Here is a 16,913-nt window from a genome sequence, read left to right on the forward strand (position 1 = left end):
CCGTCCCCGACCACCGGGACGCCGGCCGGGCCGCGGTCCGCGAATCGCCGCATGACCTGCGCTGTCGCGGGTAGGCGAGATGCCTGCGCGATGACAGAAGGTGATCACTGTGCCGCACGACGCGGAGGAGCGGCCGGGCGCCGCGGACCCGGACCGGCTGCGGATCCGCAGCGAGGTCCGCGGGCCGTGCCTGCTCGTGGCGGCGGACGGCGAGCTGACGCTCGTCACGGCCGGGCTGCTGCGGGAGCGCGTCCTCGCGGACATGGGCCGGCTGGACGGGCCGCCGCGGGTCGTCCTGGACGTCGGCGGGGTCGGGTTCTGCGACTCGTCCGGGCTCAACGCCCTGATCGTGCTCTGGAAGGCCGCGCGCGCGGCGGGCGGCCGGCTCGTCCTCGCCCGCCCGGAGCGGCGGTTCCGCACGATCATCGAACGCAGCGGCCTGGACCGCCACCTCATCGCCCACGAGACGCCCGAGCAGGCGCTCGCCGCCCTGACCGAGGCCTGAGCCGCAAACCCCGCACCGCCCGGCCCCGGCCGCCGGGGCCGACCGCTGGCCGGCCCCGGCGGGGTCGAGGGTCAGGGGCCCTCGGGGTCGACGATGTCGCGGTCCGCCCAGAACGGGTCCATCAGGGAACGGAGCCGGGACGCGCCGACGCGGTCCAGGACGTCCAGCGCCGCGATGTTGTCCTCGAGCTGCTGGATGCTCGTCGAGCCGAACAGCACGGTGCTGGTGGACGGGTGCGTGAGCGTGAACGCGATGCAGAGCTGGGCCGGGCTCGCGTCCAGCTCCCGGCCCAGGTCGGCCAGGCCCTTGGCGGCCTCCTGGATGCGCGGGCGGATGTCGCCGGGGTCGCGGCCGATCTGCCGGGACTCCCCCGACTTGCCCGCCAGGATGCCGCCCTCCAGGACGTCCGACGCCTGCAGCGACACGCCGTCGGCGAAGACGGCCGCGAACGGCTCGCCGTCGGGGATGGAGCGCCGGCACGGGCTGTACTTCAGCTGCGCGAGCTGCGGGCCGGGCGACCCGGCGGCCAGGGCGTGCGCGCGGATCGTCCGGACGGCGGTGGCCGACCAGTTGTTGACGCCCCAGCAGCCGAGCAGGCCCTCCCGCTCCAGCGCGGCGAGGTCCTCGGCGAGCGCCTTGAGGTCGAGGTCGTCGCTGCGGATGTCGCCGAGGACGGCCACGTCCGCGTGGTCGGCGCCGACCCGGAACAGCGCGTTGGTCAGCTGGTCGCGCATCGAGTGCTCGGGGTACCCCTCCAGCCACAGCTTCGTGGACAGCAGGTACTCGTCCCGGGCGATCCCGGCGGCGCGGACCATCGCGGAGAACAGCACGTCGGTGAACACCGGCGGGTGGACGCCGGGGATGCCGTAGACGGCGACGTCGAACAGGTTGATACCGGAGTCGACGGCGTGCCTGAGCATCTTCACCGCGTCGCCGAAGTCCATCCGGTCGTAGGTGTGCCAGGAGCCGAGCGACAGGACGGACGCCTCAGGACCGGCCGAGCCCAGGCGGCGGTGGGGGACATTTTGTGCAGACACGATGGGGGGCGTTTCCTTACCGGTTGGGGTTGATGACGGCCTTGACCTGCTCCAGCCGCGACATGGCGGACAGCGCGCCGGACGCCCCGGCGAGGCCGCCCGGGGCGCTGAACAGGTCGTCCCAGGGGAAGCGGTCCGCGGAACCGCGCAGGAACTCGATGCTGCGGTGCAGGTCGCCGACGTCGCCGTTCAGCGAGCCGAGCACGTTCAGCTCCTTGCCCATGATCGCGCCGAGGGAGAGCTGGTCCGGCTGGGGGCCGGTGCTGCCGACGATGACGAACCGGCCGCCGAACGCGGCCATGCCGACCGCCTCCGCGCCGACGCCGGGCGCCCCGGCGAGGTCGAGGACGAGCTCCGCGCCGCGGCCCTGCGTGGCCTCCAGGACGGCGGCGACCCGGGAGTCGGCGTCGCCGTCCAGCCCGATGGTCTCGTCGGCGCCGAAGCGGCGGGCCAGGTCGAGGCGGGCGTCCGGCGCGCCGATCGTGATCACCCGGCCGGCGCCCGACAGGCTCGCCACGGCCGTCGCGACGATGCCGAGCGCGCCCGCGCCCTGCACCACGACCGCCGACCCGGGGCGCACTCCCCCGGCCCGGTCGAAGGCGTGCAGGACGGTCTTGACCGCGCACCCCGCGGACGCCGCCCACGTGTCCTTCACCTCGTCCGGCAGGACGAGCTTCAGCGCGCCCGGCGTCACGTAGTTGTGCCCGGCGAGACCGCCCGTCGCGTACGGGAAGCGGTCGGCGCGCAGCAGGAACCCGTAGCCGCGCTCGGAGCACGCGACGGGGTTGCGCAGGACGGTGCAGCCGTAGCAGTGCCCGCACACCGACTCCGACCACCCGATGCGGTCGCCGACCTTGACGTCCCGGCCGAGCGCGTCGCGGGTGCCGGGGCCGACGGCGCAGACGGTGCCCATCGTCTCGTGGCCGAGGACGATCGGCAGCATCTCCGGGAACGCCATCGCGCCGGACCACAGGTGCACGTCCGTCGCGCACAGCGTCGCGCAGTCGACCCGGACGAGCGCCGCGCCCGGCTCGCACTCGGCGGGCAGCGGCAGCTCCTCGATGCTCAGGTCCGCGCCGTGCTCGCGGAGCACGGCGGCCCTGGTGGAGGTCGGGTGGAGCATCTTTCCTCGTTTCTCTTTCTCGCAGCCGGGGGTCAGCGGCTGTGCGCGGTGTCCCAGACCTCGCGGCGGCTGCGCCACCACAGGAGGACGAGGATCACCAGGAAGGGCACGACGCCCTGGTACTTCTGGATGGAGTCCAGGGAGGACGACATGCCCTCCAGGCACCCCACGATCAGGCCGCCGGCGAGCGTCAGCGGCAGGTTGCGGAACGCGCCGACCATCGCCACCGCCAGGGCGGTGCTGATCAGCCCGGCCAGGGTGCCGAAGTCGCCGCCGAGCCGCGGCGCGACCAGCACGATCACCAGCATCGTGACGGCGCCGACGCCGGACCAGACGCCGACGGCGAGCACCGGCGCGGGGATGCCGACGACCTGGGCGGTGCCGGGCCGCTCCGACAGCGCCTGCAGCTTCAGCCCGACCCGGGTGCGGGTCAGCATCAGCCCGACCGCCACCGTGATGAGCACCGCGAACGCCAGCGACACCAGCACCGACTGCGGGACGACGACACCGCCGACCGTGAAGACGGGATCGCTGAACGGGTCGGGGAACCGGCGTGCGCCGGTGGAGGTGCCGCCGAACAGCCGCACCCCGATCGCGGTCAGCGCCACGAACAGCGCCACCGTGACGGCGGCCTTCGTCCCCTCGCGGTGGTCCGCGAACCAGCGGGCGAGCGCCATGCCGAACACGCCCGACAGCACGGCCGCGGAGAGCGCGCCGATCAGCAGGGCCGGCCAGACGTTCAGGCCCTCGTCGGTGAGCGTCACCATCACGAACGCGCCCATCGCGCCGACGGCCGTCATCGCGAAGTTGACGACGGCGACGAGCCGGTAGGTCAGCACGACGCACAGGCCGAGCAGGGCGTAACCGCCGCCGCTGCTCAGCCCGGCGATCACAGAGTTCAGCATCGGATACCTCCGGTGGGCCCGGGCGCGCGGGGAGGCCCCGCGCGCCCGGTGCGCACGGCTACTTCTTGGTGGGGACGGTGAAGCCGCCGGGCAGGACCTTCCAGGCGCCGTTCTCGGCCTTGACGAACTGGCTGCCCTTGATCGGGTTGTGGTCGTTGCCGGGGCCGAAGACGTACGGGGTGCCGACCATCGGGTAGTTGATCGGCTTCATCTCCTTGAACGCCTTGGTCACCGACTCGCGGGTGATGTCGCCCTTGATGGTCTTGAGGACCTGGACGAAGATGTCCGCCGACATGACCGCGCCCTGGCTGAACGCCGTCTTCTGGATGCCGTTCTTCTCGATGATCTTGGACCAGCGGTCGTTGCCGGGCAGCGTCGGGTCGGTGTACGGCTGCCACTCGGTGCCGGCGTAGGCGTTCATGCCCGCCGGGATCACCTTGGCGTTGGCGTCGGAGTAGCTGTTCGCCGCGAGGATGAAGTCGACGTTCTGCATGCCCTGCGTCTTGGCCTGCTGGAACCACGGCCCGACGGTCGAGTTGTAGGCCACGGCCTGGCAGCCGGCGTTCTTCAGCTGCACCAGGTAGCGGGTCGGGTCGCCCTGGCCGACGGCGACGTTCTTGACCGTGAGGGTCTTGCCGGTGAGGTTCGTCCACTCCTTGATGGCGTTCTCGATGCCGCCGCCGCTGCCGGGCAGGACGGTGTAGGCGAGGCAGACCTTGTCGCGCTTCAGCGTCTCGGACGCGTAGTACAGCATCGCCGTGGTGAGCGTGTACGGGCCCGGGTTCACCGGCGCGATGTTCGGGCTGGTGAAGCAGGACGGGTCGACGCCGATCGCCGGCACCGAGACGATCTTCTCCTTGGTGTAGGTGGCGCGGTTGACGCCGCAGTCCACCGCGCTGGACGAGCCGGCGAGCGCGACCACGTTCTCGGACTTGATCAGCTGCCGGGCGGCCTGGCTGGACCGCGCCGGGTCCATGGCGTCGTCCTTGCTGACCAGCTCCAGCTTGCGGCCGTTGACGCCGCCGGCCGCGTTGACCTCGTCGAAGACCGCCTTGACGGCCTTCGGGACCTCGGGCGTCTGGAACAGGCCGGTGATGCCGTTGATCGCGCCGACCTTGATCGGCCCGTCACTGCCGCCGGAGTCCGAGCAGCCGGCGCCGGCGATGGAGATGACAAGTGCGGCCGCGGCCGCCCCCGTGGCTGTGCGCGTGTATGTGCGTTTCATCGTGTGGGCCCTTGTTCGCGGGGAAGGTGGGTGGTGGTTCGACGGAACGGCTCAGGACGCCGGGACGTCCGCGGCCCCGAGATAGGCGGCCCGGACGGCGGGGTCCTCCAGTACCTCGCCGGTCGGGCCTGAAGCGATCACATTCCCGAAGTCCAGGACGGTGACCTCCTCGCACACCGCCTGGACCAGCTCCATGTCGTGCTCGACCAGCAGGATCGACACCCCGAACGTCTCGGGGACGGCGGCGAGCCGGGCGCCGAGCGTCAGCGACTCGGCCGCGGACTGCCCGGCGGCGGGCTCGTCCAGCAGCGCGACCTTGGGGCGCGCCGCGATCGCCGCCGCGACGTCGAGGAGCCTGCGGCTGCCGGCGTCCACGATGGACACCGGGACCTGCCCGGGCGGGCAGCCGAAGAACTCCAGCAGCTCGTCCGCCTCGGCGCGCGTCAGCCGCCGGCCCGCGCCGATCGTCAGGTACTCGTACTGGGTGAGCTCGGGCGCGATGGCGGTGGTCTGGAAGGTGCGGCGCAGCCCGAGCGTCGCGCGCTTGTTCGGGGAGAGCCGGTCGAGGGACCGCCCGGCCAGCTCGACCGCGCCCTGGTAGCCGACGAACCCGCTGACCGACGCGATGAACGTGGACTTGCCGGCGCCGTTGGGGCCGATGAGCCCGACCACGCCGCCTTCCGGGACGGTCAGGTCGACGGCGTCGAGCGCGACGACCTCCCCGAACTTGACGGTCATCCCCTTGACGGTGAGCAGCGGCGTCCGGTCGCCCGCGGGGCGCCGCGCCGGGACGGCCGCGGGCGCGGCCTGCTCCCCTGCGGCCTGCTCCTCGGCGGCCTTGTCCTCGGCGGCCTTCAGCAGCTTGCGGGCGCCGGCCTCGCGTTTGCGCATCCGGGTGAGGTCGGTCTGGCTCAGCCCGCTGCGCAGGGCGAGCAGCGCGCCGACGCCGAAGAGCACGCCGCCGAAGTCCTGCGGCAGCGAGATCTTCTCCATGATCGTGCCCATGATCGCGCCGAAGATCCCGCCGAGCACGGCGCCCTCCGGGTGGTGCGGGCCGATCATGATGGCGACGGCGAACAGCGCCAGGGACTGGCCCATCGCGAAGTTCTGCGGCACCACCAGGCTGAGCTGCCCGACCAGCAGCCCGCCGCCGATCCCGGCGACGAACGCGCTGATCGCGAAGGCGGCGAGCTTGCTGCGCGCGACCGAGATGCCGTGCGCGGCGGCGGACCGCTCGGAGTGCCGCAGCTCGTACCAGGACAGCCCCAACCGGGTCTTGCCGATCATCCCGAGCGCGACCGCCAGGACGGTGAACACGATCACGCAGAAGACGAAGTAGCCGCCGTCGGTGTCGAACGGCGCCGGCCGGTCCAGCATCGTCAGGTCTTCGGCGCCGGGGAACGGGTTGACGTTCAGCACGATGTCGGTGGAGACCGCGAACCCGAACGTCACCACGGCGAGGTTGACGCCGCGGATGCGCAGCGCCGGCAGCCCGATCGCGACGCCGACGGGCACCGCGGCGAGGCCGCCGAGGATCAGCCACAGGTAGAAGCCGCCGGGCGCCTCCGCCACGTTGAGCCGCAGCACGACCCACGCGCCGATCGCCGCGAACGACATCTGGCAGAGCGACATGACGCCGGCCCGGCCGACGATCACGCCGAAGCTCTGCATGATCACCGCGCTGATGGCCGCGCTGATCGCCAGGTAGACCCAGTACGGCGGCAGCGCCACCGGCAGCACCGCGCACGCGAGGACCGCGGCGCCGAGGCCGGCGCCGAGGCTCCGCTTGTCCAGCACGTTCATTCGGGCTCGCTCTCGGTTGTGCCAGAGTCCTTCTCGGCGGCGGCGCTCCGCGGAGGGCCGCCGAAGTAGAGGCGGTGGAGGCGCTCCTCGTCGCCGCGCAGCTCCTCGCACGGGCCGGAGAAGACCACGCCGCCCTTGCGCAGGACGTGGACGTGGGATCCGATGTCGAGGGCCAGGTTCGCGAACTGCTCGATCAGCACGACCGCGATGCCCATCCCGGCCAGCTCGCCGACCGTGCTCATGAGCCGGCGCACCACCATCGGCGCGAGGCCCAGCGACATCTCGTCGATCAGGACGGCCTTTGGCGCCGAGACCAGCGCCCGGCCGAGCACGAGCATCTGCTGCTCGCCGCCCGACAGGTGCCCGGCCTGCAGGTTCCGCCGCTTGTCCAGCTCGGGGAAGAGCTTGTAGACGGTCCCGAGGTCGCCGTCGCCCGACTGGGAGACGATGAGGTTCTGCTCGACGGTGAGCGTCCGGAACGTGGTGCGCGCCTGCTCGACGTAGCCGAGCCCGGCGCGGGCCCGCTTGTAGGGCGGGAGCTTCTCGATCGGCGTCCCGTCCAGCTTGATCGTGCCGGCCTTGACGGGGGCGAGGCCGGCGATGCCGTCCATCAGCGTCGTCTTCCCGGCCCCGTTCGCGCCGAGCACGACGGTGACCGCGCCCGGGGCGGCGTCGAGGGTCACGTCGTGGATCACCGGGACCTCGGCCCGGTTCACCTTCACGCCGTCCAGGGCGAGCGCCGGAGCGGTCATCGGTCGCCTTCCGTGCCGAACGCGGCGCGGAGCGCGGCGGCGGCCTTGGCCTGGGCGTCCTTGGCGGCCGACAGCTCGGTGGCGAGCGGGCCGAAGAACGCGTGGATGATGCCGTCGTAGCGGACGAGCTCGGTCTCGACGCCCGCGTCCTTCAGCCGGGCGGCGTACTCCTCGCCCTCGTCGCGGAGCACGTCGCACTCCGCCTCCAGGACCAGCGCCGGAGCCAGTCCCTTCAAGTTGTCGGATCTCAGGGGCAGCAGGTACGGGTCGTCGAGGTCGCCGGGGCCGGTCGGGTAGGTGGTGAAGAACCAGTCCATGCTCGACTTGGAGAGGAAGTACCCTTCGGCGAACTCGGCGTAGGAGGGGCGTCCGTCGTCCGGGTGGCCGAGGACGGGAGACACGAGCACTTGGAGCGCCAGTTCCGGGCCGCCGAGGTCGCGGGCCTTGAGGGCGGCGACGGCGGCGAGGTTGCCGCCCGCGCTCTCCCCGCCGACCGCGATGCGGGCCTGGTCGGCGCCGATCTCCCTACCGTGCTCGGCGACCCAGGCGACGGCGGCGTAGGCGTCCTCCGCCGCCGCCGGGAAGGGGTTCTCGGGGGCGAGCCGGTAGTCGACGGAGAGGACGATGGCGTCCGCGGCGGCGCAGACGGCGCGGCACGAGTACTCGTTCTCGTCGAGGCCGCCGATCGTCCAGCCGCCGCCGTGGTACCAGACGAAGGTCGGGAAGGGGCCGGGGCCCTTGGGGGTGTACACGCGGACGGGCAGCTCGCCGGCCGGGCCGGGGATCGTGGTGTCGGCGACGGAGCCGACCTCGGGGAGGTCGTCCGGCATGACCCACATCTGGCTGAACCCCTCGCGCATCGCGACGACGTCGAGCGGTCCTGATGCGTTCGGGTCCTCGGCAGGAGTGCGGTCGATGATCCGCCGCGCCTCGGGATCCAGGGGCATCGTTTACCTCCGAAGGCCCGGTGTGTCCGTGCCCGTCGGGCCGGACACTCCAAAATCGTATCTGATTCCGTGTACGTTAATTGCATCCCATCGACGGTGTCCAGAGTTGGAGCAGGATATGCCGGATGTTTCCTTCGCCGACCTTGTCCTGACCGGTGGCAGGGTCCACACGGTCGACGCCCGCGACCGCGTCGCCGAGGCGGTCGCCGTCCGCGGCGGCCGCATCGCGCGCGTGGGCGCGGCCGAAGAGATCGCCCCCCTGACCGGGCCCGGCACGCGGGTCGTCCGGCTGGAGGGACGGTCAGTCCTGCCCGGCATCAACGACTCCCATCTGCACGGTATGTGGCTCGGCGCGATGTGGCCGAACCTGCTCATGGACCAGTTGGCCGGTTCCGGCGGCGGCCACTCGCACGAGCCCCCGGCGGGCCCGTCCGCCCCTTCCCGGCTGGAGACCGCCGACGACCGCCGCCGGGCCCTCCTGCGCACCGCCGACCTGCTCGCCTCCTTCGGGATCACCAGCTACACCGAGCCCGGCCTCGGCCCCGGCGAGGACGGCGGCGCCACCGGCTGCTTCGGCTCCGCCGCCCTGCACGACTACGCCGAGCTGGCCGCGCAGGGCAGGCTCAAGGCCCGGGTGACCGCCCTGCTGCTGTTCGGGGAGCTGGACGGCCGCAGCTCCGCGCAGGAGTTCTTTGACGGCCTGCGCGACTTCAAACCGCCCGCTGACGTGCAAGGACGCTTCAAGGTCGCGGGCGTGAAGATCTTCGCCGACGGCATCCCGCCGATGCGCACCGCCTGGACGGACCGTCCCTATGCCGACGGCTCCCACGGCGCCCTGCTGATCGACGGCCGCTCGGACGACAGGCGGGAGGAGGCGCTGCGGGCGATGATCGACGCGGCGCACGACGCCGGGCACCAGATCGGCGTGCACGCGACCGGCGACGCCACCACCCGGGTCGTGGCGGACGCGCTGGCGGCGGCGCTGCGGCGGAGCGAGCGCGACGCCCGGCACTACGTCATCCACGGCGACCTGCTCGCGCCGCGGACGCTGACCGCCATGTCGGCCGCCGGGATCGGGCTGAACACCCAGGCCGGGATCCCGGTCGCGACCGAGCCCATGCTGGCCGACGCGTTCGGGGAGGACGCCCTCCGGGACGCGTGGCCGACCCGCGACGCGCTGGACGCCGGCGTCCGGCTGTGCCTCAGCTCCGACTCCCCCGTGCTGACCCCGGACTGGCGCGCCGGGGTCGCGGCGGCGGTGACCCGCAAGGGCCTGGACGGCTCCGTCCGCGGGGAGGCGCAGCGGCTCGCGCTCGCCGAGGCGCTGCGCGCCTACACGATCACGCCCGCGTGGCAGGACGGCGAGGAGCGGACGAAGGGCTCGATCGAGCCCGGAAAGGTCGCCGACCTGTGCGTCCTCGACGGCGACCTGTACGGCGCGGAGCCGGAGGCGCTGCCGTCGGTGCCGGTGCGGATGACCGTTCTGGACGGCGAGGTCGTGCACGAACTCTGAGCGGTCCACGAGCCCTGCGCGGGCGGGGCGGGCCGGGTCGGCGGCCCGCCTGGTCAGCGGTTCGTCATCCGCACGGGACGGCGTCGTCGCGGACCGCGGAGGGCGCGTCGGTTCCCCAGGAGGCCGCGGGGTCCACGACGCCCTCGTCCAGCCACAGCCCGGCCGCGGCGGCGCGCAGCTCGTCGCCGTGCCGGGCGCAGAGGCCGAGTGCGGCCAGGTTGTCCTCGAGCTGATCTGACCTGCTGACGCCGACCAGGACGTTCGCGACCGCCGGATGGGCCAGGCAGAACGCGATCGCGAGCTGCGCGGGGGTGGCGCCGAAGCCGTCCGCGATGCGGCGGATCTCGGGGAGGGCGGCGCGGATCCGGTCACGGATGCCGCCGGGGTCGGCGCCGATCTTGCGCTGCGGGTCGGCCTTCCCGGCGAGGATGCCGCCCTCCAGCACGTCCGACGCCTGCAGCGCGAGGCCCTCCTCGGCGAACAGCCGGGCGTACAGCGCGCCCTCCGGCACCGACCGGCGGGCCAGGTTGTACTTGAGCTGCGCGAACGACGGCGGCACCAGGCCCTCGGCGGCGGCGAACCGGCAGGCGAACAGCACGTCGCAGGCCGACCAGTTGTTGACGCCCCAGGACGTGAACCTCCCGGCCCGGACGAGCTCCGCCACGTCCGTCACGACGGCGTGCATGTCGGGGCGCTCCATGAAGTCGCCGACCACGACCGAGTCCGCGCGATCGGTGCCGACGCGGCCGAGCGACACCTCGATCTGCTCGGCGAAGGAGGACGCAGGGTATTCCCACAGCCAGAGCTTCCCGCACAGAAGGTAGTCTTCGCGGGCGATTCCGGCATCCCGGATGGCCTGCCCGAAGAGGATGTCCGTGACGGCGTTCTCGGAGTGCGGGCCGAAGTTGTAGTGCGCGACGTCGAACATGTTCACGCCGCGGTCGACCGCGAGCCGGACGAGCGCCGCCGCGTCCTCGGGGTCCATCCGGTCCCAGGTGTTCCAGGAGCCGAGGGCCAGGAGCGGGACCTCCGGCCCGTGCACGCCGAGCCGCCGCCTGGGCACCCGTTCTGCGAACTCCATCGTGACTGCCTCCGGTGAGCGGGATGGGTGGTCGGCCCCGGGCGGACCCCTGGCCGTCTCTGCGTTAGATCGTATAGCATCCTGCATATTCTCACCGCGAAGGAGACAGTTTGATGTCGCATCCCTCCCCGGGCGCCGACCCCTCGTCCATTCTCGGCGTCGCCACCGGCTACATGGCCGCCAAGCAGTTGTTCGCGGCGAGTGAGGCCGGCGTGTTCGCCGCGCTGGCGGACGGCCCCGCGACGGCGGCCGAGCTGGCCGGCCGGGCCGGGCTGCCCGAACGCACCGCCCGCATTCTCGCCGACACCATGTCCGGTTTCGGCCTGCTGACGCGCGAGGACGGCCGCTATGCCAACTCCCCGGCCACCGCGGCGTACCTGGCGGGCGGCGCGGACGGCGTCGACCTGCGCCCGTTCCTGGCCTTCCTCGACGCGATCAGCTACCCGCACTGGCTCGACTTCGCCGCCACCACGGCCAGCGCGGAGCCGCAGCCGCTCGACCTCTCCGGCGCGCGGATGCAGACGTTCATGACCGGCGTGATGACCTACAACGCGCTGCACGCGAAGATGCTGGCGGAGAACTTCGACTTCACCCCCTATGCGCGCATCCTGGACTTCGGCGGGCTGTCCGGCGCGTTCCTCGTCGAGGCGCTGCGCACGGCCGAGAAGGCGCACGGCACCTTCGTCGCGCCCGGCGACTTCCTCGAGTTCACCCGCAAGGCCCTGGAGGACGCCGGCCTCGCCGGCCGCAGCGAGGTCGTCGAGTCCGACCCGCTGACCGGCGAGATCCCGGACGGCTTCGACTGCGTCCTGCTGGAGCACGTCGTCCACCGCTTCGACGCCGAGCAGAACAAGACCCTGATAGGGAAGGCCAGGCGCGCCGCCGCCCCCGGCGCGACGCTCGTCCTGCTCGACTTCTTCCTCGACGACGACCCGGAGCAGCGCGCCATCGACGCCCTGCACGCCGGCGAGTACCTGGTCATCGACGGCACGGTCGTCTACCCCGAGGACGAGGTCCGCGGCTGGCTGACGGCCGCCGGCTGGGAGCCGGTCGAGACCCGCTCGCTGCCCGGCAGCCCGCGCATCATCATCGCGGAGGCCCGATGAGCGCGGGACGCGTCGTCCTGGTCACGGGCGGCGCGAGCGGCATCGGCCGCGCGGTTGCCGCGGCGTTCGCCGCCGCCGGCGACCGCGTCGTGATCGCCGACCGGGACGCCGAAGCCGCTGCCGAGGCGGCCAAGGAGCTGGACGGCCACGCCGTCACCATGGACATCACCGACGCGGCTGCGGTCGCCGCCGGGGTCGCGCACGTCGCCGAGGCCGTCGGCCCGGTCGAGATCCTGGTCAACAACGCGGGCCTCGTCGCGGGCGGCGGGCCGCTGGCGTCCCTGCCCCTGGAGATCTTCGACACCGTCGTCGCCGTCAACCTGCGCGGCACGTTCACCGTCACCCAGGCGGTGGCGAACCAGATGATCGAGCACGGCACCAAGGGGCGCATCGTCAACATCAGCTCGATCGGCGCGCGCCAGCCGACCCCCGGCCTCGGCCACTACGAGGCCACCAAGGCGGCCGTGGACGCCCTCACCCGGACGGCCGCGCTGGAGCTGGCGGGGCACGGCATCCGCGTGAACGGCGTCGCGCCTGGACCGGTCCACACGCCGATGACGGCCGGGCTGATGGAGAACGCCGAGGCCCGCGCGGCCTGGGAGTCCCGCATCCCGCTGAGCAAGATCGCCACAACGGACGACGTCGCCCCCCTCGTCCTGTTCCTCGCGTCCGACCAGGCAGGCCACATCACCGGCACGGTCATCCAGGTGGACGGGGGCCAACTCCTCACCTGACCGGCATGAAACTCGAACGCGCCGTTCCCCCACCAGTCGCCCGGCGGGAACGGCGCGTTCGGCGTTTCGGCTGCCCGAGGGGACGGCTACTTGTGGGGGACGGCGCTGTGGAGGGCGTCGGCGGTGGCGTTCTTGTGGGCGCAGGCGACGCGCTCGATCTCGGCGGGTTCGGCGCCCTTGGCGATGAGCTCCAGGATGCGCTCGTGCTCGACCACCGAGCGGCGGGCGCGGCCGGGGACGTAGGTGAAGGTGGAGCGGCGCATGTGGTCCAGGCGCGTCCACTCGGCCTCCAGGAGCGCCTTCAGGTGCGCGTCGGGGCAGTACTCGTAGATGGAGAAGTGGAACTCCCGGTTGAGCGCGGTGAACGCGGTGGGGTCGAACTCCTCCAGCGCCTCGACCATGCGGTCGTTGATCTTGCGGGAGCGGCCGATCTCCCCGCCCTTCATGAACGGCGCGGAGATCGCGGTGGCGTAGCCCTCCAGCCGGGCCAGGATCTGCAGCGTGTGCTCCACCTGCTCGGCCTCGAAGACCGCGACGCGGGCGCCGACGTTGCGCACCACCTCGACGAGCCCGTCGGACTGCAGGCGGCGCAGCGCCTCGCGCAGCGGAATGGTGCTGACCCCGGTCTCCTGGGCGAGCTGGTTGATGACCAGCCGGTAGCCGGGCACGTAGGTGCCCTCCAGGATGCGCGACCGCAGCAGCTCGTAGCAGAACTCGGCCTTGCTCTCCTTGGTCTGGTCCTGCTTCTTCGCGGAGTTCACCCGGTTCTCCTCATCGTCGGCCCGCACCCCCCGGTCGTGTTCGCCGTTCTGTCTCTTGTGGGGGACGGCCCCCACGCCCCCCGGAACGACCCTGTCATCGCGACAGCGCGTCCAGCACTGCGGCGCGGAAGCCCGCGCCGCCCAGCACTTCGTGATGGGCGCCCGGCACGGTGACCAGTCGCGCCTCGCCGAGCTCTTCGGCGAGGCCTCCGATTCCACGTGTCAGCTCATCATTGTCGCCGACGACGAAGACGGGAAGGACCTTCGCGTTCCAGGCGCCTCCGGCGAAGGGGGTCGCGCGCAGGCCCTCGACGCAGAGCGCGAGCCCGGCGGCGCGGTCGCCGTGGGAGGAGATCATGCCGGCGATCATGCCGGTGAACGGGTCGGCGGGCTCGGTCCCCGCCCGGACGGCGCGGTGCAGCGCGTCGACGTCGACGGCCGTGAACGGCTCCGCGGGGCTGAGTCCGCCCAGCACGGTGCGTTCCACGCGGCCGGGCGCGGCGGCGGGCAGCTCCCATGCGATCCTGGCACCGAGCGAGTAACCGGCCGCGTCGAACGTGGAGAATCCGGCGCGGTCCATGACGGCGACGAGGTCGGCGGCGATGGCCGGAGCGGTGACCTCCGCGGAGGCGGCGGGCGACGGGCTATCCCCGTGCCCTGGCAGGTCGGGGACGACGACGGTGCGCCCGGCGGCGGTGAGGGCGTCGGCGACGCCGGTGTCGACCCAGTCGGCCTTCCCGTCCGAACAGAAGCCGTGCACGAGGAGCACGGGGGGCGCGTCCGCCGGATCGGCGGACGTGAACGTGCGAACGGCGAGGTCGCGCATCCGTCAAGCACCTCCTAGAGGATTTCGCATACGATTTGCGATCATACTGCACGGGAACTTCGCATCCGGCTCCCGCCCGTCCCGGATGTTGGAACGGTTGAAGCGAGACGCATTGCACCCTCGTCATCGTGCATGACTTCATATACGATTTGCTCAGACCTGATGCCAGGTCCGTTCCCGTCCCGTCACAGGAGAGCTCGCAGTGCCGCACCCGCTGGGCGACCGGCCCTCGAAGATCATCGCAGTCCACCTCAACTTCCCGTCCCGCGCCGGGGAGCGCGGGCGGATCCCCGCCGAGCCCTCGTACTTCCTCAAGCCGCCGTCCTCCCTCGCCGGGACCGGCGACCCCCTCGCCCGCCCGGCCGGCTGCGAGCTCATGACCTTCGAGGGCGAGATCGCCCTGGTCATCGGGCGTCGCGCGCACCGCGTCGCGCCCGCCGACGCGTGGGACCACGTCGGCTGGGTGACGGCCGCCAACGACGCGGGCGTGCACGACATGAAGTGGGCCGACCGCGGCTCCAACCTGCGGTCCAAGGGCGCGGACGGGTTCACCCCGATCGGGCCGCGGCTCCTCGACGCCCGCGCCCTCGACCCCGCGGGGCTGCGGATCCGCACCTGGGTGAACGGCGAGATCGTCCAGGACGACACCAGCGACACGCTCCTGTTTCCGTTCGCGGCGCTGGTGGCCGACCTGTCCCGGCTGATCACCCTCGAAGCGGGCGACGTCATCCTCACCGGGACCCCGGCCGGCGCGTCGGTGGCCCGTCCCGGCGACATCGTCGAGGTCGAGGTGACCGCCGGCGCCGAGTCGACCGGACGGCTGTCCAACACGGTCGTTGAGGCCGGGCCGCTCGACGGCTGGGGCGCGATGCCCCGCGCGGACGACGCCGCGCGCGCCGACGCCTGGGGCTCGGCCTACGTGGCGAAGCCCACGCTGGACGAGGCCGTCGCGGAGGCGCTGCGCGGCCTGTCGACCGCGACGCTCAGCTCCCAGATGCGCAAGCGCGGCCTGCAGCACATGTCGATCGACGGCGTCCACCCGGCGGGCGGGGACGGCGTCAAGATGGTCGGCACCGCCCACACGCTCCGCTACCTGCCGCTCCGCGAGGACCTGTTCGAGCGGTACGGCGGCGGGATGAACGCGCAGAAGCGCGCCATCGAGGAGATCCGTCCCGGCCAGGTGCTGGTGATGGACGCGCGCCGCGACTCCTCGTCCGGGACGATCGGCGACATCCTCGCGCTGCGGGCCGAGAAGCGCGGCGCGGCGGGAGTCGTCACCGACGGCGGGCTCCGCGACAGCGAGACCGTCGGCGGCATGAGCCTGCCCGTCTTCCACGCGGGCGCGCACCCGGCCGTGCTCGGCCGCCGCCACGTCCCCTGGGACACCGGGCTGCCGATCTCCTGCGGGGGCGCGCTCGTCCAGCCGGGGGACGTCCTGGTCGGCGACGCGGACGGCGTCGTCGTCATCCCCCCGGACATCGCCGCGGGCCTCGCCGCGGACGCCGCCGAGCAGGAGGCGCAGGAGCGCTTCATCACCGAGCGCGTCGCCGCGGGCGAGTCCGTCGACGGCCTGTACCCGCTCGGGCCGCGCTGGCGCGAGGCGTACGAGACCTGGCGCCGCGACCACAGCTGACCATCAGAGGAGCAACGTTGAAGTTCCGCACCGACCCCGCCACGATCCGCGGGTCCATCGCGCCCGTCGTCACGCCGTTCACCGCCGAGGGCGCCGTCGACCACGACGCGCTGCGCGGCCTGATCCGCTGGCAGCTGGAGTCCGGCTCGCACGGGATCTCGCTGGGCGGCTCGACCGGCGAGCCGAGCGCGCAGACCGCGGCCGAGCGCATCGCCGCCATCCGGACGGCCGCCGACGAGGTCGCCGACCGCGTCCCGTTCCTGCCCGGCACCGGCTCGGCGAAGCTGGACGAGACCCTGGAGATCACCGCCGCGGCCCGCGACGCCGGAGCCGACGCCGCCCTGATCATCACCCCGTACTACGCGCGGCCCACCCAGAACGCCCTGTACGACTGGTACGCGGCCGTCGCGCGCGAGTTCCCGGACCTGCCGCTCGTGATCTACAACGTCCCGTCCCGGACGGCCGTGGACATCGCGCCGGAGACCGTCCGGCGGCTGTTCGCCGACTTCGACAACGTCGTCGGGATCAAGGAGACGACCAAGGACTTCGAGCACTTCTCGCGCGTCCTGCACGCCTGCGGGCCCGAGCTGCTCGTCTGGTCCGGGATCGAGCTGCTGTGCCTGCCGCTGCTCGCCCTCGGCGGCACCGGGTTCATCAGCGCCGTGACCAACCTCGCGCCCGCCGCCGTCGCGCGGATGTACGAGCTGTGGACGGCCGGCGACCACGCCGCCGCCCGCGACCTGCACTACCGCCTGCACCCCCTCGTGGACCTGCTGTTCGTCGAGACCAACCCGGCGCCCGCCAAGTGGGTGCTGGAGCGGCAGGGGCGGATCCCGTCCGGGCACGTCAGGCCGCCGCTCGCGGCGCCGTCCGGCGACGCCCAGGCCCGCATCCGCGCACTGCTCGACCAGGGCGGCGACCTCACCGCGGGGATCTGACACCGATTTCCGCGGCGGCGCCGT

General features: G+C 72.8%; 16 protein-coding genes. 6 read left to right on the forward strand and 10 right to left on the reverse strand.

From position 1 onward, the window contains the following. Positions 1–109: 109 nt before the first annotated feature. Positions 110–505 carry an STAS domain-containing protein gene (locus ACH35V_RS19415; RefSeq protein ID WP_395974043.1) on the forward strand — a complete coding sequence of 132 codons (396 nt, stop codon included), beginning with the start codon at positions 110–112 and terminating at the stop codon, positions 503–505. 71 nt (positions 506–576) lie between these two features. On the opposite strand, the gene ACH35V_RS19420 is transcribed toward ACH35V_RS19415, so the two are convergent. Genes ACH35V_RS19420 through ACH35V_RS19450 form a run of 7 tightly spaced genes read right to left on the reverse strand, consistent with a single transcriptional unit; the run spans position 577 to position 8,297 of the window. After that, on the reverse strand, positions 577–1,542 hold the full coding sequence (locus tag ACH35V_RS19420) for an aldo/keto reductase (RefSeq protein WP_395974045.1): 966 nt from the start codon (positions 1,540–1,542) through the stop codon (positions 577–579). A 16-nt stretch (positions 1,543–1,558) separates the two neighbouring features. Next, a complete protein-coding gene (locus ACH35V_RS19425; RefSeq protein ID WP_395974047.1) occupies positions 1,559–2,665 on the reverse strand; it encodes a zinc-binding dehydrogenase in 1,107 nt (368 codons plus the stop codon). Positions 2,666–2,697: 32 nt separating this feature from the next. Next, positions 2,698–3,570 (reverse strand): branched-chain amino acid ABC transporter permease, encoded by an 873-nt coding sequence (locus ACH35V_RS19430; protein WP_395974049.1) that lies wholly within the window; start codon positions 3,568–3,570, stop codon positions 2,698–2,700. Positions 3,571–3,628: 58 nt separating this feature from the next. Continuing rightward, on the reverse strand, positions 3,629–4,795 hold the full coding sequence (locus tag ACH35V_RS19435; RefSeq protein WP_395974051.1) for an ABC transporter substrate-binding protein: 1,167 nt from the start codon (positions 4,793–4,795) through the stop codon (positions 3,629–3,631). Between the two features lie 51 nt (positions 4,796–4,846). Beyond that, a complete protein-coding gene (locus tag ACH35V_RS19440) occupies positions 4,847–6,598 on the reverse strand; it encodes an ATP-binding cassette domain-containing protein (RefSeq protein ID WP_395974052.1) in 1,752 nt (583 codons plus the stop codon). Beyond that, a complete protein-coding gene (locus ACH35V_RS19445) occupies positions 6,595–7,350 on the reverse strand; it encodes an ABC transporter ATP-binding protein (RefSeq protein WP_395974053.1) in 756 nt (251 codons plus the stop codon). Before ACH35V_RS19445 ends, ACH35V_RS19440 begins: the two co-directional genes overlap by 4 nt. Then, positions 7,347–8,297, reverse strand: a complete 951-nt coding sequence (locus tag ACH35V_RS19450) for an alpha/beta hydrolase (RefSeq protein ID WP_395974054.1) — start codon at positions 8,295–8,297, stop codon at positions 7,347–7,349. Before ACH35V_RS19450 ends, ACH35V_RS19445 begins: the two co-directional genes overlap by 4 nt. Positions 8,298–8,415: 118 nt before the next feature. Here ACH35V_RS19450 and ACH35V_RS19455 point away from each other — a divergent pair, with 118 nt between their 5' ends. Next, positions 8,416–9,810, forward strand: coding sequence for an amidohydrolase (locus ACH35V_RS19455; RefSeq protein WP_395974056.1), 1,395 nt, complete (start codon positions 8,416–8,418; stop codon positions 9,808–9,810). A 64-nt stretch (positions 9,811–9,874) separates the two neighbouring features. On the opposite strand, the gene ACH35V_RS19460 is transcribed toward ACH35V_RS19455, so the two are convergent. Beyond that, entirely contained in the window at positions 9,875–10,891 is a 1,017-nt protein-coding gene (locus tag ACH35V_RS19460; RefSeq protein WP_395974057.1) for an aldo/keto reductase, read from the reverse strand. A 113-nt stretch (positions 10,892–11,004) separates the two neighbouring features. Here ACH35V_RS19460 and ACH35V_RS19465 point away from each other — a divergent pair, with 113 nt between their 5' ends. Together ACH35V_RS19465 and ACH35V_RS19470 are read left to right on the forward strand one after the other, a co-directional pair. Beyond that, complete coding sequence (locus tag ACH35V_RS19465) at positions 11,005–11,997, forward strand: methyltransferase dimerization domain-containing protein (RefSeq protein ID WP_395974058.1); 993 nt, start codon at positions 11,005–11,007, stop codon at positions 11,995–11,997. Next, a complete protein-coding gene (locus ACH35V_RS19470) occupies positions 11,994–12,731 on the forward strand; it encodes an SDR family NAD(P)-dependent oxidoreductase (protein WP_395974059.1) in 738 nt (245 codons plus the stop codon). The genes ACH35V_RS19465 and ACH35V_RS19470 overlap by 4 nt, the downstream gene beginning before the upstream one ends. 86 nt (positions 12,732–12,817) lie before the next feature. Here ACH35V_RS19470 and ACH35V_RS19475 read toward each other — a convergent pair whose 3' ends face one another. Next, on the reverse strand, positions 12,818–13,492 hold the full coding sequence (locus tag ACH35V_RS19475) for a GntR family transcriptional regulator (RefSeq protein ID WP_395974061.1): 675 nt from the start codon (positions 13,490–13,492) through the stop codon (positions 12,818–12,820). 94 nt (positions 13,493–13,586) lie between these two features. Further along, positions 13,587–14,318: an alpha/beta fold hydrolase gene (locus ACH35V_RS19480; RefSeq protein ID WP_395974062.1), complete on the reverse strand. Its 732-nt coding sequence runs from the start codon at positions 14,316–14,318 to the stop codon at positions 13,587–13,589. 202 nt (positions 14,319–14,520) lie between these two features. Between ACH35V_RS19480 and ACH35V_RS19485 the strand changes: the two genes are divergently transcribed. Together ACH35V_RS19485 and dapA are read left to right on the forward strand one after the other, a co-directional pair. After that, complete coding sequence (locus tag ACH35V_RS19485) at positions 14,521–15,951, forward strand: fumarylacetoacetate hydrolase family protein (protein ID WP_395974064.1); 1,431 nt, start codon at positions 14,521–14,523, stop codon at positions 15,949–15,951. Between the two features lie 17 nt (positions 15,952–15,968). After that, positions 15,969–16,889, forward strand: a complete 921-nt coding sequence (dapA, locus tag ACH35V_RS19490; protein ID WP_395974065.1) for a 4-hydroxy-tetrahydrodipicolinate synthase — start codon at positions 15,969–15,971, stop codon at positions 16,887–16,889. Positions 16,890–16,913: the final 24 nt, after the last annotated feature.

This window comes from Actinomadura sp. 1N219, assembly GCF_044326405.1.
In the GTDB taxonomy this organism is placed as follows: domain Bacteria; phylum Actinomycetota; class Actinomycetes; order Streptosporangiales; family Streptosporangiaceae; genus Spirillospora.